Here is a 24,874-nt window from a genome sequence, read left to right as displayed (position 1 = left end):
TGTCATGAGACTGAAATGCAACACGTTTAGGGTGTATCCATGTCTTCGTCCCCCGACTCCGTCGTGCCCGGTGGGGCGATCCTCGACAACCTCGGCGTCCGGCTGCACGACCGCGTCGGCACGCTGCGGGTCTGGTCGCAGAACGCCTCCGCGGTCGAGCTCGTCGTCTTCGACGCGACGGACCTCGACTGGGTCGTCGACCAGGCGCCGCTCGAACGGCGGCCCGGAGGCGTCTGGGAGGTGACGACGCCGTTGCTGCAGCCCGGAGTCCGCTACGCACTCCGCGTCGAGGGTCCGCACGGCCCCGGCAACACGTTCAACCCGGAGACGCTGCTCCTCGATCCGTACGCGCGGGGCCTCGCCCAGGGACACGGCTACCAGGAATGGCGAGCCGTGGTCATCGAGGACGGCTTCGACTGGGGCGATTCGACCAAGCCGCGCGTCCCGGCGGACCGCACCGTCATCTACGAGGGCCACTTGAAGGGACTGACCAAGCGGCACCCCGACATCCCGCCTGCACTGCACGGCACCTACGCGGGCCTCGCGCATCCGGCCATGATCGCGTACCTCCGCACGCTGGGGGTGACGTCGGTGGAGCTGCTCCCCGTCCACGCCTTCGTCCCGGAACCGAGGCTGCTGGAGCGGGGGCTGACGAACTACTGGGGCTACAACACGCTCAACTTCTTCACACCGCACGCCGCCTACGCGACGGAGGACGCCCGGAAGCGGGGACCCGAGGCGATCATCGCCGAGTTCAAGGGCATGGTCAGGCTGCTGCATGAGGCCGGCCTCGAGGTGATCCTCGACGTGGTCTACAACCACACGTCGGAAGAAGGTATCGGCGGACCGCGCTCCAGTCTCCGCGGTATCGACAACGCGCGGTACTACCGGCAGGACGACGCGGGCGTCTACATCGACACCACGGGATGCGGCAACACGCTCAACACGGCCACCGACGCGGGCGCACGACTGGTGCTGGACTCGCTCCGGTATTGGGCCGAGGAGATGCAGATCGACGGCTTCCGCTTCGACCTGGCGACGGCGATCGCGCGTGACGGCGCTCACGCCTACACTCCGGATCATCCGCTGCTGCAGGCGATCGCCGCCGACCCCGTCCTCGCGGAGACCAAGCTCATCGCGGAACCCTGGGACGTCGGACTGGGCGGCTGGCAGACGGGCAACTTCCCCGCCGGGTGGCACGAGTGGAACGACCGGTACCGCGACCGGGTGCGCAACTTCTGGCTGAGCGACATCGACTACGCGCGGCGGGCCTCGGCACCGGTGGGGATCGGCGGCTTCGCCACCCGCCTCGCCGGATCGTCGAACACCTTCAGCGAGGAGCGCGGGCCGCTCGCGAGCATCAACTTCGTCACGGCGCACGACGGGTTCACGCTGCACGACCTCGTCTCGTACGACGTCAAGCACAACGAGGCCAACGGCGAGCACAACCGCGACGGCGCCGACCTCAACCGGTCCTTCAACCACGGCGTCGAGGGACCGACCGACGATCCCGCGATCCTCACCGCGCGGCGCAAGGCCATGCGCAACCTGCTCGGCACCCTCCTCCTCTCGGCCGGCATCCCCATGCTCACCGCCGGGGACGAGGTGGGGCGTAGCCAGCGCGGCAACAACAACGCCTACGCGCAGGACTCGCAGCTGTCATGGCTGTCCTGGGAGTTCGAGCCGTGGCAGGAAGACCTCCGGGCTCACGTCGCGCGCCTGGTGCGGCTGCGGCAGGAGAACCCCGCACTGCGTCCGAGCCGGTACGCGCGCCTCGGCGAGCACATCCCGAACGCGTCGGTCATGGACTGGTACGACCAGGACGGCGCGACCATGGAGCCGAACCAGTGGACGGATCCCGGCAACCGCACCCTGCAGTACGTCGCCGCGTCCACGCCGGACAAGGAAGCCGCCAACCGCATCCTGCTGATCGTGCACGGGACGGAGGCGCCGATCGATGTCCGGCTGCCGGAGGAGATCGATGGCGCCACGCGGTTCGTCTCCCTCTGGTCGAGCGCCGACGAGTGCCCGTCGGAGGCCGAGGAGACGTTCGCGCCTGGCGATGTCCTGCCGATCCCCGGCACCTCGATGCGCCTGTTCCGGGTGGAGTGATAGCACGGTTCGCCGCCGGGGTCGAGCGGTAGGTTCCGACAGGCCCGAGCGGTAGATTCGGCATGTGACTGCACGTGCTGGAACCCGACCCACGGCTCTACGGAGCCCCGTTCAGATCCCGAAGCGCGCCGCCGACGCGGATCTCCCCGGAGCTCTGCGGACGACCCGTATCCCCTTGCTCGACGGTACCCCTGCGGTCCCCGGCGGGTTCCCGGCCAAGGCCTTCGCTGGCGAGGTCGTCCCCTTCCGCGTCGTGGCATTCCGGGAAGGGCACGATCTCATCGGCGTGCATGTACGACTGACGTCTCCGACCGGCGAGGAGAGCCTGCACCGGCTGACCGCCCTCGCGGACGGCACCGACCGCTGGGAAGCCGAGATCGCGCTCGACGCGGAGGGCGTCTGGCGGTACCGCTTCGAGGGATTCTCGGACGACTTCGCCACCTGGGCTCATGCCGCGCACCTCAAGATCGCCGCGGGAGTCGATGTCGAGGTGATGGCCGCCCTGGGCGCCGAGCTCCTGCAGCGCGCCGCCGGAGAGAAGGACCGCCCCGCGGCGCAGCGCACGCGGCTGCGCGCCCGTGCCGAGGAGCTCCGGAGAGGTGACGCCGCCACGACCGCTGCTTCGGCCGTCGACCCCGAACTCGCGGCGATCTTCCGCGACCGTCCGGTCACGATCCTGCGCTCCGCCTCCGCGGAGCAGGTCCTCCGCGTCGAGCGCACCCGTGCGGGTGTCGGCTCCTGGTACGAGTTCTTCCCACGCTCCGAGGGTGCCCGTCGCCTCAAGGACGGCACGGTCCGCAGCGGGACGTTCCGCACCGCCGCGAAGCGGCTGCCCGAGGTCGCCCGGATGGGATTCGAGGTGATCTACCTCGTCCCGGTGCACCCCATCGGCACGACCAACCGCAAGGGTCGCAACAACACCCTCGTCGCCGAAGCGGGTGACCCGGGCTCGCCGTACGCGATCGGAGCGGCGGAGGGCGGACACGACGCGATCCATCCCGACCTCGGCACCCCGCAGGACTTCCGCGCATTCGTGCGCGCCGCGCGGAAGGAAGGACTGGAGGTCGCCCTGGACCTCGCCCTGCAGGCCTCCCCCGACCACCCATGGGTACGCGACCACCCGGAATGGTTCACGACCCTGCCGGACGGGAGCATCGCCTACGCGGAGAACCCGCCCAAGAAGTACCAGGACATCTACCCGCTGAACTTCGACAACGATCCGGAAGGCATCGCCGCCGAGATGCTCCGGATCGTCCGGCACTGGGTGGGCGAAGGCGTCCGGATCTTCCGCGTGGACAACCCGCACACCAAGCCGCTGCAGTTCTGGGAGTGGCTGATCGCGACGGTCAACGAGACGGATCCCGACGTCATCTTCCTCGCCGAGGCGTTCACCCGACCCGCCGTGATGCGTGCGTTGGCCGCGGTGGGCTTCCAGCAGAGCTACAGCTATTTCACCTGGCGCAACACCAAGCCCGAGCTGGAGGAGTTCCTCACCTCGATCTCCCACGAGACGGCCGACTACATGCGTCCGAACCTCTTCGTGAACACGCACGACATCCTCACCGAGTACCTCCAGTTCGGTGGTCGCGCGGCGTATCGCATCCGTGCCTGCATCGCCGCGACGGCCGGGCCCGTGTACGGCGTCTACGCCGGTTACGAGCTCATCGAGAACGTGGCCCGTCCGGGTTCCGAGGAGAACATCGACAACGAGAAGTACGAGTACAAGTTCCGGGACTGGGCGGGGGCCGAGGAACGCGGGGAGTCCCTGGCTCCGCTGCTCCGGCGACTGAACGAGATCCGTGCGGCGCATCCGGCGCTGCGGCAGCTCCGCAACCTCGAACTGCACTGGAGCGACGACGACGCCGTCCTCGTGTTCAGCAAACACCTCGACGCTGCCTTCACCGGCACCGGCAGGCCGGACACCCTCATCGTCGTGGCGAACGTCGACCCGCACTCGGTGCGCGAGACCACGGTCCACCTCGACACCACGCGTTGGGGGGTTCCCCTGGGTGAGACCTTCGAGGTGGAGGATCTGCTGACCGGCAGCGTCTGGACCTGGAGCGACCACAACTACGTCCGGCTCGACGCCTTCGCCGAGCCCGTCCACATCCTGAAGGTGAGGGAGCGCGCATGAGCCGCATCGAGGACACCGCCGACGCCGAATGGGAAGCGGTCGCTGCCGGTCAGCATCACGACCCGCACTCCCTGCTCGGTGCACACCCCGCCAAGGACGCCGCCGGCCGTACGGTCACCGCCGTCCGCGCCCGCCGGCCGCTCGCCGAGACCGTCGAGGCCGTCTTCGGAGACGGGAGCAGGCTCACCCTGTCCCACGTCGCGCACGGCGTCTGGGAGGGCACGCACCCCGGACCGCCGCTCCCGTATCGCATCGCGACGCGCTACCGCGGCGAGGAGGAGACCGTCTCCGGTGACCCGTACCGGCATGCACCGACGCTGGGCGACCTCGACCTGCACCTCATCGCCGAGGGTCGGCACGAGCGACTGTGGGAGGCGCTGGGTGCCCATCCCCGCACCCAGGGCGACGAGCAGGGTGTGTCCTTCGCGGTGTGGGCTCCCGATGCGTCGGCCGTCCGGGTCGTGGGCGACCACAACGGTTGGAACGGCGAGAGCCACGCCATGCGCTCGCTCGGGGCCAGCGGCGTCTGGGAGCTCTTCGTCCCTGACCTCCCCGTCGGCACCCGGTACAAGTACCAGATCCGTACGCGGAGCGGCGCCTGGGTCCTCAAAGCGGACCCGATGGCTCTGGCGGCACAGGTGCCCCCGGAGACCGCGTCGGTCGTCACCGCATCGTCCTACGTCTGGGAGGACGGCGCGTGGATGACCCGGCGTGCCGCGACCCACGCCGTCGCGCAGCCGCTGTCCGTGTACGAGGTGCACGTCGGCTCCTGGCGCGGGGGCCTGGGTTATCGAGAGCTGGCCGATCCGCTGATCGCGCATGTGCAGGAGACCGGGTTCACGCACGTCGAGTTCATGCCGCTCGCCGAGCATCCGTTCGGCGGATCGTGGGGTTACCAGGTCAGCGGCTACTACGCTCCGACGAGCCGGTACGGCTCCCCCGACGACCTGCGGTACCTCATCGACCGCCTGCACCAGGCCGGCATCGGCGTCATCATGGACTGGGTGCCGGGGCACTTCCCCAAGGACGACTTCGCCCTGGCCCGGTTCGACGGTCAGCCCCTCTACGAGCACCCCGACCCTCGGCGCGGCGAGCACCAGGACTGGGGCACGCTCATCTTCGACTACGGCCGACCCGAGGTCCGGGGGTTCCTCGTCGCGAACGCGCTGTACTGGCTCGAGGAGTTCCACGTCGACGGTCTGCGCGTCGACGCCGTGGCTTCGATGCTCTACCTCGACTACTCGCGCCGCGAGGGTGAGTGGGAGCCGAACATCCACGGCGGACGCGAGAACCTCGAGGCGATCCGCTTCCTCCAGGAGGTCAACGCCACGGCCTACCGGCTGCACCCCGGGATCCTCATGATCGCCGAGGAGTCCACGAGCTTCCCCGGCGTCACAGCGCCGACGGATCATGCCGGCCTCGGATTCGGTTTCAAGTGGAACATGGGCTGGATGAACGACTCGCTGCAGTACATCGGCAGAGACCCGATGTACCGGGCGCACCACGAGGGCGAGATGACGTTCTCGTTCGTCTACGCGTTCGGCGAGAACTACGTCCTGCCGATCAGTCACGACGAGGTCGTGCACGGCAAGGGCAGCCTGTTGTCGAAGATGCCGGGCGACCACTGGCACAAGATCGCGAACGTCCGCGCCTACCTCGCCTACATGTGGGGACATCCGGGCAAGAAGCTGCTGTTCATGGGACAGGAGTTCGGACAGCTCGCGGAGTGGTCCGAAGGGCGTGAACTGGACTGGTGGCTCCGCGACCAGCCCTCCCACGCCCAGCTGCAGGACTTCGTCGCCGCGATGAACGCGGTGTACCGGTCGCAGGCTCCGCTCTGGGAGCGTGACAACGACGGCTCCGGATTCACGCGACTCGGCGCACCGAGCTGGGACCCGTCCGTGATCGCCTTCGAACGGCGGGACGCGCACGGCGGCCGTCTCGTCGTCGTCAGCAACTTCGCCGGAGTGGAGCGCACCGGGTACCGTCTCGGGCTCCCGCGCGAAGGCGTGTGGCAGGAGATCCTGAACTCGGATGCTGACGCCTACGGTGGGCGGGGCTCGGGCAATCTCGGAATGGTGATCGCCGAGTCGGCGGACGCCGGCGCCCCCACCGCCTCGATCACGCTGCCCGCGCTGTCGACGCTGTGGCTCCGTCATCAGCCGGAGCCGCACGTCCCTACCGTGAACAACGGCTGACGGACGGCCGACGACGACCGATCTGCGCGGAGCAACGAGCTCCGCGCGGATCGATCAGAACAGCAGCGAGGAGAGTCGGTTACGAGCCGCGATCACGCGCGGGTCGCTGGCGCCGATGAGGCCGAACAACTCGACGAGGCGCTCGCGGACGGGTGTCCGCTGGTCGGACGGCAGCTGCGCGAACAGGTCGAGGAGCCGGCCGAAGGCGTCGTCGACGTGTCCGCCGGCGAGGTCGAGGTCCGCGACGTCGAACTGGGCCTGCACGTCCAGCGGAGCCGCTGCGGCCGCGGCTCGGGCCGTCTGCAGGTCGAGTCCCTGCACACGGTCCAGCAGTCGGACCTGGCCCAGGCCGGCGATGGCGTCCTCGTCACGCGGGTTCTCCGCGAGCGCCTTCTCATAGGCGGCGATGGCCGCACGGTAGTCGCCCCGCTCGATGGCGGAGAACGCCTCCGCGTGCAGCGGCGGTAGCTCGGGCTCGGCGGGAGGTTCAGCCTCCCCTGCCTCGGAGTCGCCGACCGGGAGCGATCCCGAGACGCCGTTCTGCGCGGCCACCTGCAGCAGCTGCGCAAAGACCTCACGCACCTGCTGCTCAGGAACGGCGCCCGTGAACATCGGCACCGGCTGGCCTGCGATGAGGGCGACGACCATCGGGATCGACTGCGCACGGAAGCTCTGCGCGAGCTGCGGATTCGCATCGACGTCGACCTTGGCCAGGAGCACCCGGCCGCCGAGCTCCCTGGTCACCTTCTCGATGATCGGGCTCAGCTGCTTGCACGGCCCGCACCACTCGGCCCAGAGGTCGACGACCACGGGGACGGTGCGGGACAGCTCGAGCACCTGGCCGAAGTTCTCATCTGTCGCATCCACGACGACATCGGCCACCGGGGAGTTCGAGGGGGCAGCCGCACCGCTCGCGGGCGTGGACGGACGGTTGCGCAGACTGGACAGATCGACGGCGCCTCGCAGGGCGGCGGGAGACATCTCACTCACTTGATCACCTTCACGGAGACGAGATCCTGACGCGAGGCCAGGAGGCGGATCGGTTCACTCGAGCCCTGAGACGGCACGGCGAAGAACAACTGGAACTCGTATGTCGTCTCGGCGCCCTTCGCAGACTCCTTCGCCCCGGTGAGCGCCTTCGCCTCCTCGTTGTCACCGAAACGGATGACGACGTCGGAGGACGTGGGGGTGATCGTCTCGACATCGAGAACGGAGACCGCGACGATGGCGCCGCTGTCCAGCGTCGTCATCGAGACCGGATCCGCCGTCGTCGGCTTCATGTCGAACGCCGCCTTGGACGTCTTCGCGGCGCCGGCGTCAGCCAGCCCCTGCACCAGGTTCTGCCTGCTGTCCCTGATCGACGTGGCGAGGTTGAGCGCCAAGTCGTCGAACTGCCCGTACGAGGCACTCTTCTCGCCCTTGTCGACGACATCGGCGAACGCCGCCGCGACCTCGTTCGGCGGCACGGACAGGAAGGCCGAGTCTGCCGGGACCAGCGAGGTCCCCAGCCAGCTTGCGGCCACCTCGGGGAACACCGCATCCGCCGACATCTCCGCCATGTTGGTCACCTTGTAGTTGGACCAGGGGTCGGCCTGCGTCATGGTGAGCACCACCGGCGGCACTGTGTCGTCACCGGTGCTCTTCGAGAGCATGAGGACCGTGCGCGGCCAGCGATCCGTCGCCTCCGGGAGCACCACCTCGACGTCGTCCGTGGGGATCGCAGCGGGCGCGGCCCGATCCGGGAGCTTCGCCCGCAGGGCGTAGTCAGTGGTCCTCGTCGTCAGCGGAGCGCCGTCGAGACGGGTCGCCGCGAGGTCGAGGTCTTTCGCCTCATCGGCCTGCACCAGAGTTTCGGAGACCTCCCGGAGGATCCGCTCGGCCTGCGTCTCGGTGACCGCCGGCGGCTTCTGGTTCTCGGGGGCGATCACGGTCGGCGTCGGAGACGGCGATGCGGAGGCGTCCCCGAACTCCGGCCAGGAGTCGGCCGTGCAGCCTGAGGCCAGCAGAGCGGTCAAACCGATCGCGGGGAGGGCGAGCAGGCGCCGACGACGCCTCGGGCGCTCGGCTCGCATCGTACTCTTCCCATCCTGCTCCTTCTCGTCGACGATCTCCGTGTCGTCCACGTCGTCCTTCCCCGCCGGTGTCGGCGACTGCGCCCCGTCCGCGGCCTCCAGGGCATCCCGCTCGGATGGCGGAAGGGCCGCCACGTCGATCGGCTGGGTCGAGGGAAGCGGCCCGGGACCCTTCCGGCGCGGGCCCCGACCACGGCGCTGGTGGCGGATCGCGAGCACGTAGAGGACCAGCCCCACGAGGAGCACCAGGCCGCCGGCCGCCATGAGCGGTCCTGCCAGAGGCGTCCGCGTGTCCAGCGGCCAGGAGACGACGATGTCGTCCGGCGCGTCCTTGGTGCCGTCGTAGGCGATCAGCACGCTGGTCCCTTCCGGGAGCTGCATCTTGTCGGTGGAGAGGAAGTTCTCATCGGTGAACGAGTCGAGCCACAGATCAGAGCCGGCGGGGTTGCGACCCGCGGGTGCATCGGCGTCGGCTTCCGGCGACGGTGTCTCCGTGGCCTCGGGCGCCGGCGTCTCGGTCGACCCCTCGTCGTCCGCGGCGGCGACGTGGTCGACGACGAGTTCGTCGTCGTCCCCGACGGTCACGTGGTTGTACTCCGAGTCGGAGAGCCAGGCCTCCATGTCGGCCGTGCGCCCGTAGCTGGTGAAGATCTCGCCCTCGCCGCGGATGAGCAGCTTCTGCGCGCCGGCGTTGATCCGCAGGACGTCGCCGTCCAGGAGCACGAAGGGCGCGGGCTCCTCGATGTCGACGCGGGCTTCCTCAGACGACGGGCCGACGAAGATGGTGCGTTGGGCGATCCCCGCACCGATCAGCACGGCAGCCAGCACGAAGGCCACCACGGCCCATACGAAACGCACGAATAGTCTCCTCACGCATCGCGGCTTCCCGCCCGCGACGCCACACTCGACATTTCAGACTAGCGAACCCACCTGTGTGTTGACCACGAGGGCCCTCCCTCCTCCGTCGCGCGGCACGTCGGCGGCGCGTCGAGCCGCGGCATGGGTAGCCTTGCTGCAGCCGTACCGAGGAGTCCGCATGAAGATCCACAACCCGTTCCGCACCGCCCTCGTGGCGACACTGGGCGTGGGCCTCGGGATCGTCCTGATCAGCAGCGTGCAGACGCTGTCGACCGTGCTGCTGTACATCGGGACCGCGCTCTTCCTCAGCCTCGGACTCGATCCCCTGGTCACGTTCCTCGAGCGTCGACGCCTGCCCCGGTGGCTCGCGGTCCTCGTGACGATCGTCGCCGTGCTGGCCGTCTTCGTCGGGATCATCCTCATCGTGCTGCCGGTGCTGGTCGACCAGATCTCGCAGCTCATCGCCCAGATCACGGCGATCGTGCAACGCGGAACCGCGATCGAGGACCTGCGGAGTTGGATCCAGGAGACGTTCCCCAACCTCCTCGTCGACGACGTCTTCGCGTACGTGGAGGACTGGCTGACCACCAATCTCGCGGAGATCGGCGGGTCGATCGGTCAGGGCGTGCTGATCGCCAGCGGCGCCGTGCTCAGCGGTGTGTTCGGCGCGTTCATCGTCCTCATCCTGACCATCTATCTCACGGCCTCGACGCCCTCGCTCAAGCGCGCGGTGTACCAGCTCGTCCCGGCGTCCAAGCGGGATCGCTTCATCGATCTCTCGGAGCAGATCACCGACTCGGTCGGCTACTACGTCATGGGCCAGGTCAGCCAGGGCGTGATCAACGGCGTCCTCAGCGCGATCTACCTCACGATCATCGACGCGCCGTTCCCCGCCGTTCTCGCGGTCGTCGCCTTCTTCTTCTCGCTCATCCCGCTGGTGGGCACCCTGACCGGCTCGACGATCATCGTCCTCGTCTGCCTCATCCCTGGCCTCGGCTCCCCCGGCACGGCTCTCGCGGCGGCGATCTACTACCTGATCTACATGCAGATCGAGGCGTACGTGATCTCGCCGCGCATCATGAGCCGCGCGGTCTCCGTTCCCGGCGCCGTCGTCGTGGTGGCCGCCCTCGCCGGAGGCAGCCTGCTGGGCCTGCTCGGGGCGCTCATCGCGATCCCGGTGGCCGCCAGCATCCTGATCCTCTACCGCCAGGTGCTCATCCCGCGTATGAACGAACGATGACCAGGGTCGCCCGCGGCGTCAGTCCTCGGTCGACCAGTGGGTCGGCAGCGGCAGAGCCGACGGATTGACCGCGGCGACGATCTCTGTGAGCACCCGGCGCGTCTGGGTCTCCCCCACCCACAGGTGCTTGCCTCCTTCGACCGCGATCAGCTGCGCCTGGGGGATCGTCGCGAAGCGCTCCCGCGCTTCCGCCGGGCGCAGGTAGTCGTCGAACTCGGGCACGAGGATGACCACGCGGTGGCCGGTCTTCCCCCAGGCGGCGACCTCCTCCGCCGTAGCGCGATGCAACGGCGGCGAGAGGAGGATGATGCCCTCGATGTCGTGGTCGGCACCGTACTTGAGGGCGAGTTCCGTCCCGAACGACCACCCGACGAGCCACGGGCGCGGCAGCGCGCGGTCACGGACGAAGTCCATGGCGGCTGCGACATCGAACTGCTCCGCAGCGCCGCCGTCGAACGTTCCCTCGCTGGTGCCGCGCGGCGATGTGGTGCCACGCGTGTTGAACCGCAGCACCGCGAGATCGGCCAGGGCGGGCAGCCGCGCGGACGCCTTCCGGATGATGTGCGAGTCCATGAAGCCGCCGGCGGTCGGCAGCGGGTGCAGCGTGACCAGGGTCGCGGCCGGCGCGTCGGCCTCCGGCATCGCGAGCTCGCCGACGAGCGTCAGGCCGTCCGCGGTGTGCAGCTCGATGTCCTCACGACGCGCCGGAAGCTCCAGCGGTCCCCGGATCTCGATGGTCATGCGATCCTCCAACAGTGGTTGTGCCAGTGTCTGCGGTCGGCGAGAGCCGCGGCGTCGCCGAGAACACCGTCCGCGCGCCAGGCGACGAGGTGGGCGGTACCGGGCTCGACGGACCGTCCGCAACCCGGGCAGACGTACGCCTTCTGCGCCTGGAGTGCGGAGACGGGCTGCACCGTCCACTCCACGCCTCGGCGGACCTCGGTGCGCTTCCAGCCGGCGAGGAGACGCTCGAAGGAGTCATCGCCCTCAGGGCGCGCGGAAGGACGTCGGCGTGAGCGGGGCATGGTGCCGGCTCACCACCAGTGGTTGGTGACCCAGAAGTTGTACGCGCCTGCCCAGCTGCCGTAGCGACCGGTGGCGTATCCGGTTGCCCAACGGAGGTTGTCCACCGGGTTGTAGCCGTTGCCCGGCACCTTGCTGCAGGGCAGCGCCTGGACGAGGCCACAGGCGCCGGAGGACGAGTTGGTCGCGTTGGGGTTCCAACCGCTCTCCCGCGAGACGATGTAGTCGACGTACTGCCAGTCGCTCTGCGCGATCCCGGCGGCTGCCATCCACTCCGCGGGAGCGCCGCCGCCGCTGTACGGCGGGAGCCCACCGCCGCCGGAGGATCCGCCCTCCGACTCGTCGGACGACGAGGACGTGGTCGCCGGGGCCGGCTTCGGCTTGGGCTTCGGCTTGGGCTTGACGTAGATGTCGAACGACCCGCGCTCGACGGGGGTGATCGCCGCTCCTTCCACCGTGACGGTGAGGTTCTGCGTGTCCGCCAGTGCTACCGCATACACGGAGTCCGGTGCGTCCGTGGCCATGGGCTGCGCCAGGGCGACACCGGTGGGCGCGACCATCGCGGCGGCGAATCCGACGACCGCGAGAGAGCTGAAGACCCCGACGACACCGCGGCGGCGAGACCAGCGGCGGGTGCCGCGGGTGGCCGACGCGGACGTCGCTGCGGGTACCAGCAGGGCGTCGTTTCGATCGGGCATCATGTCGTTTCGGGAGTTCACGATGGAGGACAGTTTACGCATACCTGCCTGAAGAGGCCATCAGACGTGCTCAGCGGACCGCCAGGATCACGTCGATGGTGGCGTCCAGGAGCGCGTCGACCTGCTCTTCGCGGTAGCCGCCGCGCTGCATGCGGAACGCCGCGGACCGCAGCTGCTCGGCCGACAGCGCGTCGCCGTCCCGCAGGTAGCGGACGATGCGGGAGGTGACGTGATCGACCTCGTCGACGCGGTAGCCGAAGGTGAGGAATCCGGTGCGGGCGAACCGGTGCCGACGCGGACGCGCCAGGTGGTCCAGGATCACCTGCGCGTCGGCCCTCGCCTGCTCCACCCATGCGCCCGCTCCGAGGGAGCGCACGGCGCGCTCCCGCTCGCGCGCGGCGAAGGCATCCTCGACGCGTCCGAGGGCCGCGTCGACGTCCGCCACCACGTAGCCCTCCTTGACGAGCGGGAAGGAGACGGTGCGCACGTCCTCGGCCGTGAGGTCGTCCGCACCGCTCTCGAATGTCTGTCGCGCCGACGCGAGGAACCCGTCCACCGCGGCGCGGTGGTACCCCTTCGTGCGTCCGGTCGTGAGTGCGAACGCCGGCTTGGCCGTGCTCTGCACGGTGCCCTCGCGGCGGTCGTCGTCCATCACAGCACCACTGTCGTTCATCACAGCACCAACCAGGGAGAGAGGAGGAAGTACAGGCAGAGGGCGGGGATCGTCGACGGCAGGATGCTGTCCAGCCGGTCGAGGAGTCCTCCGTGCCCTGGAAGCCACGAGCTCATGTCCTTGATCCCGAGGTCGCGCTTCAACATCGACTCGCCGAGGTCCCCGAGCGTCGCGGACAGCAGGATCGCGGCGCCGAAGATCACGCCACCCCACCAGGGCAGATCGAGCAGGAAGATCGCGAGGAGCACGCCCGCCACGAGCGACGCGACCACGGCGCCGCCGAAGCCCTCCCAGGTCTTCTTGGGACTGATCCGCGGTGCCATCGGGTGCCGCCCGAAGGCGAGTCCAGCCGCATACGCACCGGTGTCCGCGGCGACCGCGATCGCGATGAAGCTGAGCACCCACCACTGCCCGCCCTCCTGCTCGAGCAGGATGAGGGCCACGCCGGCGAGGAACGGCACGTACACCTGCACGAAACCGCCGATCACGGCGTCGGTGAGCACATCTCCGTATGTGCGGCCGTCCTTCGCCACCATCTGGGCGAGCAGGCGCCAGACGATGACGAAGGCCACGGAGACGAACAGCATGACCCAGCTCAGCCACGGCTCGGCGAAGTACGCGGACAGGACAAGGAACGTCGCGGCGATCAGCTGCGGGACGACGTCGACACGACGCCCGGCCGCTCGCAGGGCGCGGGAGAGCTCGTACACGCCGAGGAGGGCCGCAGCCAACGCGAACGGCACGAACAGCGCCTTGATGAACAGCAGCGAACCGAGCAGTGCCGCGCCGAATGCGAGTCCGATGAGGATCGCGAGGATCAGATCGCGACCGGTGCGCTGCTTGATGCGCTCGTTCGCCTGGTCGAGCTGATCGCGCGCATGGGAGACATGCGTGCCGAACTCGTCGCGCGCCTGACGCCACTGCTCGCGGATCGCGTTGTGGTCGGCGGTGTCGAGGCGGTCGGCGGTGACAGGAGCCGCACCCGGCGGCGCCGGGAGCGGTGGCCGGGGTGGCACCCGATCCGCGTCGAACGCCGGGAAGGCGGCGTCGCCGAGCGGCACGCCGCCGTCAGGACCGGCCTCCGGCCGCTCCTCCCGGCGCGTCACCGGAGTGCCCTCCTCAGCGCCGCGCGATTCATCGGACATACGAGCTACACCTCGAGGAGTTCGGCCTCTTTGCGCTTGAGCGCGTCGTCGATGAGATCGACGTGCTGACGGGTCAGCGCGTCCAGCTCCTTCTCGCCGCGGGCGATCTCGTCCTCACCGAGCTCGCTCTTCAGGCCGTCCAGCTCGTCCTTCGCCTTCCGGCGGATGCCGCGGACGTGGACCTTGGCGTCCTCGGCCTTGGACTTCACGAGCTTCACGTACTCCTTGCGCCGCTCGGCGGTGAGCTCGGGCATCGTGACCCGCACGAGGTTGCCGTCGTTCGTGGGGTTCGCCCCGAGGTTCGGCATGTCGCGGATGGCCTGCTCGATCGCCTTGAGCGCGGACTTGTCGTACGGCGTGATGATGAGCGTGCGTGCTTCCTGGTTCGCGAGCGAGGCGAGCTGCGCGAGCGGGGTCGGCGTGCCGTAGTAGTCGACCAGCACCTTCTGGAAGAGCTGCGGGTTCGCACGACCGGTGCGCACCGTGGAGAAGTCCTCCTTGGCAGCCTCGACGGCCCGGGACATGCGGGTGGTGGTTTCAGCGAGGACGTCCGCGATCACGGTGGCTCCTATCGTCGGGGTGTTCTGGAAATTCTATCGGGAGCGGGCTCCCGTCCCGTGCAGGCGCTCAGGCGGTGACGAGCGTGCCGATGGGCTCGCCCAGGAGCGCGCGGGTGACGTTGCCCGCCGGCTCCATGCCGAAGACGCGCATGTCCATGTTGTTGTCCATGCACAGGCTGAACGCCGTCGAGTCGACGACCTTGAGGCCCTGCTGCAGAGCATCGCGATAGGTCACGCGATCGATGCGCTCCGCGTCGGCGTGCTTGTTCGGGTCGGCGGTGTAGATCGCGTCGACGCCGTTCTTGGCCACGAGGACCTCCTGCGCGCCGATCTCCAGTGCGCGCTGCGCGGCGACCGTGTCGGTGGAGAAGTACGGCAGGCCCGCGCCGGCGCCGAAGATGACGACGCGGCCCTTCTCCATGTGCCGCTCCGCCCGACGCGGGATGTAGGGCTCGGCGACCTGGGTCATCGAGATCGCGGACTGCACACGCGTCGCGGCACCCGCCTGCTCGAGGAAGTCCTGCAGAGCCAGGGCGTTCATCACGGTGCCGAGCATGCCCATGTAGTCGGCGCGCCCGCGATCCATTCCTCGCTGGCTGAGCTCGGCCCCACGGAAGAAGTTGCCTCCGCCGACGACGACCGCCACTTCGACCCGGTCGACCGCGGCGGCGATCTCCCGCGCCATCTGGCTGACCACGTCGGGGTTGACGCCGAGCTGCCCGGCGCCGAACGCCTCTCCGGAGAGCTTGAGGAGGACGCGACGGCGTCCGGTGCGTTCAGTCATGGGGGGTGTCCTCTCGTCCCGATTCAAGATAGTGCCTGGTGGGCATGAAGAAGGGGTTCGGATCGAGCGATCCGAACCCCTTCGACAGTGCTACGCGCCGACCTTGAAGCGCGCGAAGTCCGTCACGGTGATACCGGCGTCCTTCGCCACCTGGGCGACAGAGAGCTTGTTGTCCTTGGCGTAGTCCTGCTCCAGCAGGGCGACCTGCTTGATGAACGCGGAGACGCGGCCTTCGACGATCTTCGGCAGAGCGGCCTCGGGCTTGCCCTCGTTGCGGGAGATCTCGGTGACGATCTCGCGCTCCTTCTCGACCGCATCCGCCGGCACGTCCTCGCGGGACAGGTACGACGGGTTCGCGAACGAGATGTGCTGGGCGATGCTGCGCGCGGTCTCGGCGTCGTCACCCGTGTAGGCGACGACGACACCGATCTGCGGCGGCAGGTCCTTGCTCGTGCGGTGGAGGTAGACCTCGACGCTGTCACCGGAGACGGTGCGCACGCGACGGAGCTCGACCTTCTCGCCGATGATGGCGGCCTCTTCCGAGATGAGCTGCTCGACGGTCTTGTCGCCCGCCGAAGCGGCGAGGGCGGCCTCGACCGAGTCGGCCTTCACGGCGGCGACGGCGTCGGCGACCTTGTCGGCCAGCGCGATGAAGCGCTCGTTCTTCGCGACGAAGTCGGTCTCGCAGGCGAGCTCGACGAGCGTCACGGCGCCGTCCTGCTCACGAGCGACGACGAGGCCCTCGCTGGTCGAACGGTCGGCGCGCTTGGCGTTGCCCTTCGCACCCTTCAGGCGCAGGATCTCGGTGGCCTTCTCGACGTCGCCGTCAGCCTCCTCGAGCGCCTTCTTGGTGTCGACCATTCCCGTGCCGAGCTGCTCACGCAGCGCCTTGAGGTCGGCGATGGTGAAGTTGGCCATGTGTGGTGGCTCCTTGCTTCGTTGTGTGGGTGTACGAGGGATTACTTGGCGTCTGCGGCCTCGGCGGCGGCGACCTCGGCGGTCTCCTCACCGGAAGCGGCGGCGATCGCCTCGTCGTGCGCCTGGGCACCGGCCTCGTCGGCGGCGGTGGCGTCAGCGGCCGGGGTCTCGACGACAGCGGCCTCGTCGTCCGCGGTCACGACCTCGGCGGCGTCAGCGGACTCCTGCACGGGAGCCTCGAGAAGCTCCTTCTCCCACTCGGCCAGCGGCTCGGCGTCGCCCGACTCCGGGTTGTGCTTCTGCTGCAGGCCCTCGGCGGCGGCGTCGGCGATGATGCGCGTCAGCAGCGACACCGAACGGATGGCGTCGTCGTTGCCGGGGATCGGGTACTGGAAGTCGTCCGGGTCGGCGTTGGTGTCGAGGATGCCGATCACCGGGATGCCCAGCTTCTTGGCCTCGTCGATGGCGAGGTGCTCACGCTTGGCGTCGACCACCCAGAGGGCGGACGGCGTCTTGGTGAGGTTGCGGATACCGCCGAGCGACTTGTGGAGCTTGTCCAGCTCGCGCTTCTTGAGCAGCAGCTCCTTCTTCGTGAAGCCGGAAGCGGAGGGGTTCTCGTAGTCGAGCTCCTCGAGCTCCTTCATGCGGGCGAGACGCTTCGCGATGGTGGAGAAGTTGGTGAGGAGGCCGCCGAGCCAGCGCTGGTTCACGTAGGGCTGGCCGACGCGCGTGGCCTGCTCCGCGAGGATCTCCTGCGCCTGCTTCTTGGTGCCGACGAAGAGGATCGTGCCGCCGTGCGCCACGGTCTCCTTGACGAAGTCGTAGGCCTTGTCGATGTAGCCGAGCGACTGCTGGAGGTCGATGATGTGGATGCCGCTGCGCTCCGTGAGGATGAAGCGCTTCACCTTCGGGTTCCACCGACGGGTCTGGTGTCCGAAGTGCACGCCGCTGTCGAGCAGCTGGCGGATGGTGACCACAGCCATGGTCGTCTCCTGATTCTGGCGCGGGGCGCCGTTGAGGTTGTCATGCCGACCGGACGGTCGGACATCCTGGTGCCCGGCTCACCCCCACCCGTTCGGAAACGGGACCTGCGGGAGTGGATGCCACGACAGAGTCGCTCTGGGCACGCGTAGTCACCCCGAGATCGAGGTGCTCGTCCAGCATACAGGATCATGCGGCGCCAGCTCGTCCTCCACAGCGGCGCGATGCTCGGCCTTCTCCCCTGCCGCCGGCCCCGGCGGAGAGCGGCCGCTCCGCCGGCCCGCACCGGTCACGCACACTCGCGTGATGACTCCTCCGTCCCCTCCTCGCCCTCGCTCTCGCCCGCACCCCTCTCTCCTCCGGGTGCTGATCGCCACAGTCCTCGCCGCTGTCGCACTCCTGTGCGGCGGTGCTCCGTTCCCGTCTCCGCTCGCCGCCCGAGCGGCGTCGGCGGCACACGGCCTCGCGCCCGTGCCCGACGAGTTCGTCTCCGACATCCCCTGGCAGTGGCCCGTCGACGGGACGCGCCGCGTGAGCGTCGCCTACCGCGCGCCAGCGCACGCCTACGGCCCCGGACACCGCGGCGTGGACGTCGCTGCGGCTGCGGGCGGCACCGTCGTCGCCCCGGCGGAGGGGATCGTCGCGTTCCAGGGCGTCGTCGTCGATCGTCCGCTGCTCACGATCCGACACGCGGATGGCCTCGTGAGCACGTTCGAGCCCGTGGAGTCGCCCCTGCGCGCGGGAGACCCGGTCCGCCGAGGCAAGGACATCGGCCGTGTCGCCACGGGTGGTCACGCTCCACCCGACTCACTGCACGTCGGCGTGCGACGCGACGGCGAGTACATCAACCCGATGCTCCTGTTCGGCGGCCTCCTGCGGGCGCGGCTCCTGCCCTGCTGCGACGGATGATCCGACGGGCGGGCTCCGCGCTCAGGCCCGCGGGTGCGCGAGGCGATACGTCGCCGTCAGCCGCTCCGCCGACACGTGCGTGTAGATCTGCGTGGTCCCCAGGCTTGCGTGCCCGAGGATCTCCTGCACGGCACGGAGATCCGCACCACCGTCCAGCAGATGGGTCGCCGCCGTGTGACGGAGGGCGTGCGGCCCGACGGTCTCCGCGCCGACGACGGGTGCGAGCGCACGGGCGACGACCTCGTAGACCGTCCGCGGACCGACGCGCCCACCGCGACTGCCGAGGAAGACGGCGGGCGAGGCGGCCCCGGCCCGTGCGAGGAGAGCTGGTCGAGCGCGACGCAGGTAGGCGGTGAGCGCATCCCGCGCCGGAGCGCCGAACGGGACGACGCGCTCTTTGTCGCCCTTGCCCCGCACGCGGGCCGTCCCCCGATCGAGATCCAGGTCGTCGATGTCGAGGCCGCAGAGTTCGGAGACGCGGACCGCCGCACCGTAGAGGAATTCCATCACCGCGTGGTCGCGGAGGGCCGCGGGATCGCCCGAGGCCGCCGCCTGCCGATGTCGCTCCAACAGCTCCGACATCGCGTCCTTCGATGCCACCGTCGGCAGCGTCTTCGCGCGCTTCGGTGCCACGAGCCGCAGGCTGGGGTCGACAGGGACGAGGTCCTGCTCGCGCGCCCACCCGAAGAACGCTCGCGCCGTGGCCGCGCGTCGGGCCAGCGTCGCACGGGCGTCACCCCGCTGAGTCGCCTGCCACAGCCATTCGCGCAGCATCTCCAGGTCGATACGGCTCACCGTGCCACCCCCCACGCTCGTCCCGAGGTCCCGCAGATCGGAACGGTACGCCTTCACGGTCGCCGGAGAGAGCCGACGCACCTTCTCGAGGTGGTCGGCGAACGCCTCGACAGCGACCGCGAAGTCCATATCCCCAGCCTGCCGCTCCCCCGCCTTGAGAGCGACGCGCCCCGCCGGGACCCTGCCTACGATGTGCGTGCCGCGCCCACGCCACGCCAGCCGTCGCCGTCGCGTCGCGCGAGCCCGTCGAGATCGAGCAGGCCGAGCACGGCGCGGGTCCGGTCGACGGTGAGATCGGCGCGCTGGGCGAGCTCCGCCTCCGTGCGAGCGGCTCGCGTGCTGAGCGCACGGAGGAGCACGACCCGCGCGTCGTCCGTCGCATCGAGTCCTCGTTGCGACCGCGCGCCGGCCGGGAGCAGCTCGGCCACCTCCGCCGCGGAGGTGACGCACACCGCGTCGTACTCGCGCAGCAGCCGGTGACAGCCGGCCGACGAGGCGGACGTCACGGGACCGGGCACCGCGCCGAGCGGCCTTCCGAGCGTTGCCGCATGCCCCGCCGTGTTGAGGGAGCCGCTGCGCCAGCCCGCCTCCACGACCACGGTGGCCTGCCCCAGCGCCGCGATCAGCCGGTTGCGCGCGAGGAAGCGCCACCGCGTCGGGGCCGTCCCGCACGGCACCTCGCTGACGACGGCTCCGTCGACCGCGATGCGGGACAGAAGGTTCCGGTGACCGGCGGGGTACGGGCGGTCGACGCCCCCGGCGAGGACCGCGATCGTCCCCCCGCCGACGGTCAATGCGGCGCGGTGCGCTGCGCCGTCGATGCCGTACGCACCGCCGGACACGACCGCCGTCTCCCCGACAGCCAGGTCTCCGGCGATGTCGGCGGCGACACGCTCCCCGTAGGCGGTGGCCGCCCTGGCTCCCACGATCGCAACGCGCACCGCGCTCGACAGGAGGTCGCTGCGCCCGCGCACCCACAGCACCATCGGCGCCTCCGCATCGAGATCATCGACGGACAGCGGCCAGTCGGGGTCTCCGGGGAGCAGCAGCTTCGCACCTGCCTTCCGTGCGCCACGGATGGCGCCGATCACCGCCGCCGGATCGGCGCGCTGCCGCCACCGGGCGCGCGCATCGTCGAGGGCCCGTCGTGCCCCCACGGCTCGGACCACCGGCCACGGCCGTCCCGCCCCGTCCAACGCGAAGCGCAGCCCGTCGGCCGGCCCGAACTCGCGCACGAGGGTCGCGGCGACGGCGTCCCCGGGGTCGGCGATGACGGACCAGGCGACCCGCGCCAGCGCCTCCGTCACCTCGTCTGTTCCGCGCACGCCCCGCGCCGCGTCGAGAGCGTCCTGCTGAGAGAGGAGTCCGTCGATCATCGTGCCACCCCCGTCCGCAGGAGCAGCGCCCGCCCGACCTCGTCCGTGCCGGGACGGTCGCGTCCGGCCAGATCGGCCATGGTCCACGCCACCCGGAGGACGCGGTCGTAACCGCGGAGCGTCAACGCCCCGCGTTCCAAGGCGCGATCGAGCCCCGCCCGCACGTCCGACGGGAGACGGTAGCCGCCATGCCGGAGCACAGTGCCGGGGATCTCCGCATTCCGACGCCACGGTGTGCCGCGCCAGCGCCGCTCGGCTCGTGCGCGGGCCGCGCCGACGCGATCCCTGGCCTCGGCGGTCGTCGCTCCGGAGCGCTCCCCCGCGATCGAACGGGAGGCTGCGACGCGCGCGACCGGCAGATCGATGTCGAGACGATCGCGCAACGGCCCGGAGAGCCGCGTGGCATAGCGTCGCAGCGCCTGAGGCGGGCAGATGCAGTCGCCATCACGGACGCCGCGGTTGCCGCAGGGACACGGATTCATCGCCAAGAGCAGCTGGAACCGCGCCGGGAATCGCACCACGAAGCCCGAGCGATGCACATCGACGAATCCCGTCTCGAGCGGCTGGCGGAGCGCGTCCAGGGCCACCCGCGGGAACTCCGCCGCCTCGTCCAGGTAGAGGACGCCCCGATGCGCACGGGCGACCGCGCCGGGGCGCGCCGTCCGCGAACCGCCTCCCACCATCGCCGCCACCGAGGCGCTGTGGTGCGGAGCGACCAGCGGGGGCTGGTGGTCGAGTCCGGTCACGGCCTCACCGCAGAGGGAGCGGACCGAGGCCACCTCGATCGCCTCCTGCTCGGTCAGCGGCGGCATGATGCCGGGCAGGCGCCCTGCGAGCATGGTCTTCCCTGCTCCCGGTGGACCGCTCAGGAGCATGTTGTGGCCACCGGCGGCAGCGACGATGAGCGCCTCGACGGCTTCCTCCTGCCCGAGGACGTCGCTCAGGTCGCGCTCGTCCGCTTTCTCCTCCGGCGGCTGCGGCCCCGGAACCGGCTCGACATCGGGCACCTCGACGTGGCGCGCCGAGCCAGGCGGCGACCTCCGCGAGTGAGGCGGCGGCACGCACCTCCACGCCGGCGACGAGAACCGCCTCAGCCGCATTGCCGTGCGGCACGATCACGCGGTCGAAGCCGGCACGAGCGGCAGCGAAGACGGCCGGCAGCACTCCCGGCACGGGACGCAGCCTCCCGTCCAGCCCGAGTTCTCCCAGATGCACGGTCTGCCGGATGGCGCGACGGGCGATCACGTCGCCCGCGGCGAGGCAGGCCACCGCGATCGCCAGGTCGAAGGCGGCCCCGTGCTTCGGCAGACTCGCCGGCGAGAGGTTGACGGTCAGCCGTCGCCGCGGCAACGGGAGGCCGGAGTTCCCGCAGGCGTTGTGCACGCGCTGCACGGCCTCGCCCAGGGACTTGTCCGGGAGGCCGATGATGCGGAACTCCGGCGTCTGCGCCGAGAGGTCGGCCTCGACCTCGACGACATGCCCCTCGGCCCCGGTGAGCGCCACGGACCAGGTTCGCGCCGTGCTCATGCGATGTCCTCGAGGTGCTCGATCGAGGCCGTCGCCACGGACGCGCCGATGATGCCGACCGCTTCCACCCGGAGGGCCCGTCCGCGCGCCAGCTCGGGGTGTGCCGCACGCCAGGCGTAGGCGAGACGCCACAGCCGGCGCCGCTTGCGGTCATCGATCGCATCGAACGGGTGCCCGAACGCCGCTGACCGCCGTGTCTTGACCTCGACCACCGCGACATGGGGGCCGATGATCGCGACGATGTCCAGCTCCCCCTGGGGACACCGCCAGTTGCGGTCGACGATCCGATACCCGCGCTTCGTCAGATAGTCCGCTGCCTGCTGCTCCCCGGCTCGCCCGAGGTCGTCTTTCGCTGCCATCCCGACAGAATGGACGTCAGCACCCCGTCACCGCCGTGGTCCCGCGCGAACAGTCCAGAGGCTGTGGAAACGACGAAGAATGTCACCGCTGTGCAGAAACGGCGCGCCGCGTCACTCTCCGTCGAGGGAGAGCTCCTGCGGCAGTTCGAACTCGCGGCGCTGGAGCTCCTCGACGTTCACGTCCTTGAACGTGAGCACCCGGACGGCCTTCACGAAGCGGTCAGCCCGGTAGATGTCCCACACCCACACGTCGCTCATGGAGATCTCGAAGTAGAAGTCGTGCTCGGTGTCCCGCCGCACGACGTTGACCTCGTTGGCCAGGTAGAAGCGACGCTCGGTCTCCACGACGTACTGGAACTGAGAGACGACGTCGCGGTACTCGCGGAACAGCGCGAGCTCCAGCTCGCGGTCGTAGTCGTCGAAGGCTTCCTCATCCATGATGAGTCCATCCTATGGTCGTCCGGCGCCGGTCGCGGCATCCCGGGCGCGGCCGCTCAGAACAGCGTCGGCGCGTCGGCGATCGCCCACGAGGACCGGTGGAACGGGGAGAGCCCGAACGAGCGGATGGCCTCCCGGTGCTCCGGGCTCGCGTACCCCTTGTTGCGATCCCACTGGTAGTCGCGGTGACCCTCGTGCAGCTCCGCCATGTGACCGTCTCTCGCGACCTTCGCGATCACCGACGCCGCGGACACCGAGGCGCAGTCGCGATCCGCCTTGATGACGGGCCGCACCCGCAGGGGCACGGGATGCACTCGCGAGACGTAGTCGTGATTGCCGTCGAGCAGGACCAGGGCGTTCTCCACCGTCGCGCCCTGTGCGACCACCGCCTCCACAGCCCGCGAGGCGGCGAGGCCCAGGGCCCGCATGATCCCGACCTCGTCGACCTCCGCCGCGGTCGCCCAGCCGACGGCGGAGGCCTGCACCCAGGCGGCGGCGCGGGTGGCCACGTCCGGGCGCCGGCGCTCGGGCACCAGCTTCGAGTCGCGCAGGCCCTCCGGAACCCGACGGCGGGCGCCTTTGGCGTCCATCACGGCTGCTCCGACGGCCACAGGTCCCGCCAATGCGCCGCGACCGACCTCATCGAGGGCGATGATGAGGTCGCACTCCCCCAGGAGCTTCCGCTCCAGGGTCAGTCGAGGCGTGATGACGGTCATTCGGGATCCGGGACCCCGTTGAAGATCTCGTGATGGCCGTCGATCGGTCCGAATCGGTCGAGCGGCCACGTCGTCAGGAACGCCTTGCCCACGATGTTCGAGACGGGGACGAATCCGCCGCTGGGCAGCTCCTGGTGTGCGCGGGCGTCGCGGGAGCGGTCGCGGTTGTCGCCGAGGAGCCACACGGAGTCTTCCGGCACGACGACGTCGAACGGCTCGTTGGAAGCCGCGGTGTCCCCTTCGGGAAGGTTCAGGTAGCTCAGCTCGTCGATCGGGGCCCCATTGATGGTGATCTGCCCCAACGCGTTGCAGCACACCACGTGATCGCCTTCGACCCCGATCACCCGCTTGACGAGATGGTCCTGCGTGTCGGTGGCCGAGATGCCCACGAAAGTCAGCACCCAGTCGACGGCCTTGACCAGTGGCGGCTGTGCCGGGGTCTGCGGCATCGGGTCGAGCCAGCCCCCCGGGTCCTTGAAGACGACGATGTCGCCGCGCTCGTAGCCGGTCCAGCGCGGCGTCAGCTCGTCGACGAGGATGCGGTCGTCGATCAGCAGCGTCCGCTCCATGGAGGCCGACGGGATGTAGAACGAGCGCACGACGAACGTCTTGATGACGAAGGACACCAGCGCGGCGATGACGACGATGACCAGCACGTCGCGGAGGAAGACCAGGAACCCGCGCCGCCGTCGTGTCGGGCGTGCGGACGGAGAGTCAGTCATCTGGTTCCTTCTCGAAGAGAGCACCGTGAGCGCACGGCAGTAACAAGGTTCGCACACCGGGGACAGAACGAAAGCACCCCGGGACATCGTGTCCCGGGGTGCTGTGAAGAAGCTTCGCGTCAGTTGTTGACGCGCTTCTCCTTGATCTTCGCCTTCTTGCCGCGGAGCTCGCGCAGGTAGTAGAGCTTGGCGCGACGCACGTCACCGCGGGTGACGACCTCGATGTGGTCGATCACCGGGGAGTGCACGGGGAAGGTACGCTCGACACCCACCTGGAAGCTGATCTTCCGGACGGTGAAGGTCTCGCGGACGCTGTCACCCTGGCGGCCGATGACGACGCCCTGGAAGACCTGGATACGGGAGCGGTTGCCCTCGGTGATGTTGACGTGCACCTTGACGGTGTCACCGGGGAAGAACTCGGGGATGTCGGAACGGAGCGAAGCCGCGTCGACGGCGTCGAGGATCTGCATGATCGTCTCTCTCTGCACTCGCCTCAGGTCGGATGCACGGATTAGGAAGGAACAAGAATGGGAGTGTGCCGAACGGCGCTGACGCGTCCGCGGGCTCCCCTGGGGCAGAGCCGGTCACGGCACAATCAACCATTCTGCCACGGATGACAGGCCCGACCAAAACGAC

Annotated in this window: 23 protein-coding genes and 1 pseudogene; 5 read left to right on the top strand and 19 right to left on the bottom strand. The window is 69.7% G+C overall.

The genetic code is table 11. The annotated features are described in order from the left end of the window. Positions 1–39: 39 nt before the first annotated feature. The 3 genes from glgX (at position 40) to glgB (ending at position 6,444) form a co-directional block, all read left to right on the top strand. On the top strand, positions 40–2,112 hold the full coding sequence (gene glgX / locus C6C15_RS08090) for a glycogen debranching protein GlgX (protein ID WP_105949784.1): 2,073 nt from the start codon (positions 40–42) through the stop codon (positions 2,110–2,112). A 64-nt stretch (positions 2,113–2,176) separates the two neighbouring features. Next, on the top strand, positions 2,177–4,246 hold the full coding sequence (locus C6C15_RS08085) for an alpha-1,4-glucan--maltose-1-phosphate maltosyltransferase (RefSeq protein ID WP_105949783.1): 2,070 nt from the start codon (positions 2,177–2,179) through the stop codon (positions 4,244–4,246). Beyond that, positions 4,243–6,444 carry a 1,4-alpha-glucan branching protein GlgB gene (gene glgB / locus C6C15_RS08080; protein ID WP_105949782.1) on the top strand — a complete coding sequence of 734 codons (2,202 nt, stop codon included), beginning with the start codon at positions 4,243–4,245 and terminating at the stop codon, positions 6,442–6,444. The genes C6C15_RS08085 and glgB overlap by 4 nt, the downstream gene beginning before the upstream one ends. Before the next feature lie 54 nt (positions 6,445–6,498). Here glgB and C6C15_RS08075 read toward each other — a convergent pair whose 3' ends face one another. After that, positions 6,499–7,425, bottom strand: a complete 927-nt coding sequence (locus C6C15_RS08075) for a tetratricopeptide repeat protein (RefSeq protein WP_431866147.1) — start codon at positions 7,423–7,425, stop codon at positions 6,499–6,501. Between the two features lie 5 nt (positions 7,426–7,430). Further along, positions 7,431–9,374: a glycosyl transferase gene (locus tag C6C15_RS08070; protein ID WP_158698532.1), complete on the bottom strand. Its 1,944-nt coding sequence runs from the start codon at positions 9,372–9,374 to the stop codon at positions 7,431–7,433. A gap of 178 nt (positions 9,375–9,552) precedes the next feature. Here C6C15_RS08070 and C6C15_RS08065 point away from each other — a divergent pair, with 178 nt between their 5' ends. Beyond that, entirely contained in the window at positions 9,553–10,614 is a 1,062-nt protein-coding gene (locus tag C6C15_RS08065; protein WP_060922797.1) for an AI-2E family transporter, read from the top strand. Between the two features lie 18 nt (positions 10,615–10,632). Here C6C15_RS08065 and C6C15_RS08060 read toward each other — a convergent pair whose 3' ends face one another. The 9 genes from C6C15_RS08060 to rpsB form a co-directional block, all read right to left on the bottom strand. After that, positions 10,633–11,355: an alpha/beta hydrolase gene (locus C6C15_RS08060; protein WP_060922798.1), complete on the bottom strand. Its 723-nt coding sequence runs from the start codon at positions 11,353–11,355 to the stop codon at positions 10,633–10,635. Beyond that, positions 11,352–11,639, bottom strand: a complete 288-nt coding sequence (locus C6C15_RS17325; RefSeq protein ID WP_082750107.1) for a hypothetical protein — start codon at positions 11,637–11,639, stop codon at positions 11,352–11,354. Before C6C15_RS17325 ends, C6C15_RS08060 begins: the two co-directional genes overlap by 4 nt. A 9-nt stretch (positions 11,640–11,648) precedes the next feature. Further along, a complete protein-coding gene (locus C6C15_RS08050; RefSeq protein WP_234024233.1) occupies positions 11,649–12,338 on the bottom strand; it encodes a transglycosylase SLT domain-containing protein in 690 nt (229 codons plus the stop codon). 67 nt (positions 12,339–12,405) lie between these two features. Then, positions 12,406–12,987 carry a DivIVA domain-containing protein gene (locus tag C6C15_RS08045; RefSeq protein WP_060922799.1) on the bottom strand — a complete coding sequence of 194 codons (582 nt, stop codon included), beginning with the start codon at positions 12,985–12,987 and terminating at the stop codon, positions 12,406–12,408. A gap of 20 nt (positions 12,988–13,007) precedes the next feature. Beyond that, positions 13,008–14,153, bottom strand: coding sequence for a phosphatidate cytidylyltransferase (locus C6C15_RS08040; RefSeq protein ID WP_199787703.1), 1,146 nt, complete (start codon positions 14,151–14,153; stop codon positions 13,008–13,010). A gap of 5 nt (positions 14,154–14,158) precedes the next feature. Further along, positions 14,159–14,713, bottom strand: coding sequence for a ribosome recycling factor (frr, locus tag C6C15_RS08035; RefSeq protein ID WP_060922801.1), 555 nt, complete (start codon positions 14,711–14,713; stop codon positions 14,159–14,161). Positions 14,714–14,780: 67 nt separating this feature from the next. Beyond that, complete coding sequence (gene pyrH / locus C6C15_RS08030; protein ID WP_060922802.1) at positions 14,781–15,497, bottom strand: UMP kinase; 717 nt, start codon at positions 15,495–15,497, stop codon at positions 14,781–14,783. Between the two features lie 90 nt (positions 15,498–15,587). Beyond that, the gene (gene tsf, locus C6C15_RS08025; protein ID WP_105949779.1) at positions 15,588–16,415 is read right to left on the bottom strand and encodes a translation elongation factor Ts; all 828 of its coding nucleotides are present in this window, start codon (positions 16,413–16,415) and stop codon (positions 15,588–15,590) included. A 41-nt stretch (positions 16,416–16,456) separates the two neighbouring features. After that, the gene (rpsB, locus tag C6C15_RS08020; protein WP_025103356.1) at positions 16,457–17,398 is read right to left on the bottom strand and encodes a 30S ribosomal protein S2; all 942 of its coding nucleotides are present in this window, start codon (positions 17,396–17,398) and stop codon (positions 16,457–16,459) included. Between the two features lie 361 nt (positions 17,399–17,759). On the opposite strand from rpsB, the gene C6C15_RS08015 reads away from it, so the two are divergent. Beyond that, on the top strand, positions 17,760–18,305 hold the full coding sequence (locus tag C6C15_RS08015) for a peptidoglycan DD-metalloendopeptidase family protein (protein WP_234024232.1): 546 nt from the start codon (positions 17,760–17,762) through the stop codon (positions 18,303–18,305). Positions 18,306–18,326: 21 nt separating this feature from the next. On the opposite strand, the gene C6C15_RS08010 is transcribed toward C6C15_RS08015, so the two are convergent. The 8 genes and pseudogenes from C6C15_RS08010 to rplS form a co-directional block, all read right to left on the bottom strand. Then, positions 18,327–19,229, bottom strand: a complete 903-nt coding sequence (locus tag C6C15_RS08010) for a tyrosine-type recombinase/integrase (RefSeq protein WP_105949777.1) — start codon at positions 19,227–19,229, stop codon at positions 18,327–18,329. A 56-nt stretch (positions 19,230–19,285) separates the two neighbouring features. Next, the gene (gene dprA, locus C6C15_RS08005; protein ID WP_105949776.1) at positions 19,286–20,476 is read right to left on the bottom strand and encodes a DNA-processing protein DprA; all 1,191 of its coding nucleotides are present in this window, start codon (positions 20,474–20,476) and stop codon (positions 19,286–19,288) included. Further along, positions 20,473–22,003: pseudogene (locus tag C6C15_RS08000) on the bottom strand (YifB family Mg chelatase-like AAA ATPase). The gene dprA and the pseudogene C6C15_RS08000 overlap by 4 nt, the downstream one beginning before the upstream one ends. Further along, positions 22,000–22,362 (bottom strand): YraN family protein, encoded by a 363-nt coding sequence (locus C6C15_RS07995; protein WP_060922195.1) that lies wholly within the window; start codon positions 22,360–22,362, stop codon positions 22,000–22,002. Before C6C15_RS07995 ends, C6C15_RS08000 begins: the two are co-directional and overlap by 4 nt. 111 nt (positions 22,363–22,473) lie before the next feature. After that, a complete protein-coding gene (locus C6C15_RS07990; protein WP_017204525.1) occupies positions 22,474–22,800 on the bottom strand; it encodes a DUF2469 family protein in 327 nt (108 codons plus the stop codon). A gap of 56 nt (positions 22,801–22,856) precedes the next feature. Then, complete coding sequence (locus C6C15_RS07985; protein ID WP_105949775.1) at positions 22,857–23,516, bottom strand: ribonuclease HII; 660 nt, start codon at positions 23,514–23,516, stop codon at positions 22,857–22,859. Then, positions 23,513–24,238, bottom strand: coding sequence for a signal peptidase I (gene lepB / locus C6C15_RS07980; RefSeq protein ID WP_060922197.1), 726 nt, complete (start codon positions 24,236–24,238; stop codon positions 23,513–23,515). The genes C6C15_RS07985 and lepB overlap by 4 nt, the downstream gene beginning before the upstream one ends. Before the next feature lie 119 nt (positions 24,239–24,357). After that, positions 24,358–24,708, bottom strand: a complete 351-nt coding sequence (gene rplS, locus C6C15_RS07975) for a 50S ribosomal protein L19 (protein WP_025103348.1) — start codon at positions 24,706–24,708, stop codon at positions 24,358–24,360. Positions 24,709–24,874 lie beyond the last annotated feature (166 nt).

The organism is Microbacterium sp. str. 'China' (assembly GCF_002993305.1).
In the GTDB taxonomy this organism is placed as follows: Bacteria; Actinomycetota; Actinomycetes; order Actinomycetales; family Microbacteriaceae; genus Microbacterium; species Microbacterium paraoxydans.
The sequence above is the reverse complement of the archived record's forward strand: the minus strand, read 5'-3'. Positions and strand labels throughout refer to the sequence as shown.

Bases quoted from the DNA above. Each gene is read 5' to 3' on its own strand.
- glgX (WP_105949784.1), top strand. From the start codon at position 40: ATGTCTTCGTCCCCCGACTCCGTCGTGCCCGGTGGGGCGATCCTCGAC.
- glgB (WP_105949782.1), top strand. From the start codon at position 4,243: ATGAGCCGCATCGAGGACACCGCCGACGCCGAATGGGAAGCGGTCGCT.
- C6C15_RS08075 (WP_431866147.1), bottom strand. From the start codon at position 7,425: ATGTCTCCCGCCGCCCTGCGAGGCGCCGTCGATCTGTCCAGTCTGCGC.
- C6C15_RS08065 (WP_060922797.1), top strand. From the start codon at position 9,553: ATGAAGATCCACAACCCGTTCCGCACCGCCCTCGTGGCGACACTGGGC.
- C6C15_RS08060 (WP_060922798.1), bottom strand. From the start codon at position 11,355: ATGACCATCGAGATCCGGGGACCGCTGGAGCTTCCGGCGCGTCGTGAG.
- C6C15_RS17325 (WP_082750107.1), bottom strand. From the start codon at position 11,639: ATGCCCCGCTCACGCCGACGTCCTTCCGCGCGCCCTGAGGGCGATGAC.
- C6C15_RS08050 (WP_234024233.1), bottom strand. From the start codon at position 12,338: ATGATGCCCGATCGAAACGACGCCCTGCTGGTACCCGCAGCGACGTCC.
- C6C15_RS08045 (WP_060922799.1), bottom strand. From the start codon at position 12,987: ATGGACGACGACCGCCGCGAGGGCACCGTGCAGAGCACGGCCAAGCCG.
- C6C15_RS08040 (WP_199787703.1), bottom strand. From the start codon at position 14,153: ATGTCCGATGAATCGCGCGGCGCTGAGGAGGGCACTCCGGTGACGCGC.
- pyrH (WP_060922802.1), bottom strand. From the start codon at position 15,497: ATGACTGAACGCACCGGACGCCGTCGCGTCCTCCTCAAGCTCTCCGGA.
- tsf (WP_105949779.1), bottom strand. From the start codon at position 16,415: ATGGCCAACTTCACCATCGCCGACCTCAAGGCGCTGCGTGAGCAGCTC.
- rpsB (WP_025103356.1), bottom strand. From the start codon at position 17,398: ATGGCTGTGGTCACCATCCGCCAGCTGCTCGACAGCGGCGTGCACTTC.
- C6C15_RS08010 (WP_105949777.1), bottom strand. From the start codon at position 19,229: ATGGACTTCGCGGTCGCTGTCGAGGCGTTCGCCGACCACCTCGAGAAG.
- dprA (WP_105949776.1), bottom strand. From the start codon at position 20,476: ATGATCGACGGACTCCTCTCTCAGCAGGACGCTCTCGACGCGGCGCGG.
- C6C15_RS07995 (WP_060922195.1), bottom strand. From the start codon at position 22,362: ATGGCAGCGAAAGACGACCTCGGGCGAGCCGGGGAGCAGCAGGCAGCG.
- C6C15_RS07990 (WP_017204525.1), bottom strand. From the start codon at position 22,800: ATGGATGAGGAAGCCTTCGACGACTACGACCGCGAGCTGGAGCTCGCG.
- C6C15_RS07985 (WP_105949775.1), bottom strand. From the start codon at position 23,516: ATGACCGTCATCACGCCTCGACTGACCCTGGAGCGGAAGCTCCTGGGG.
- lepB (WP_060922197.1), bottom strand. From the start codon at position 24,238: ATGACTGACTCTCCGTCCGCACGCCCGACACGACGGCGGCGCGGGTTC.
- rplS (WP_025103348.1), bottom strand. From the start codon at position 24,708: ATGCAGATCCTCGACGCCGTCGACGCGGCTTCGCTCCGTTCCGACATC.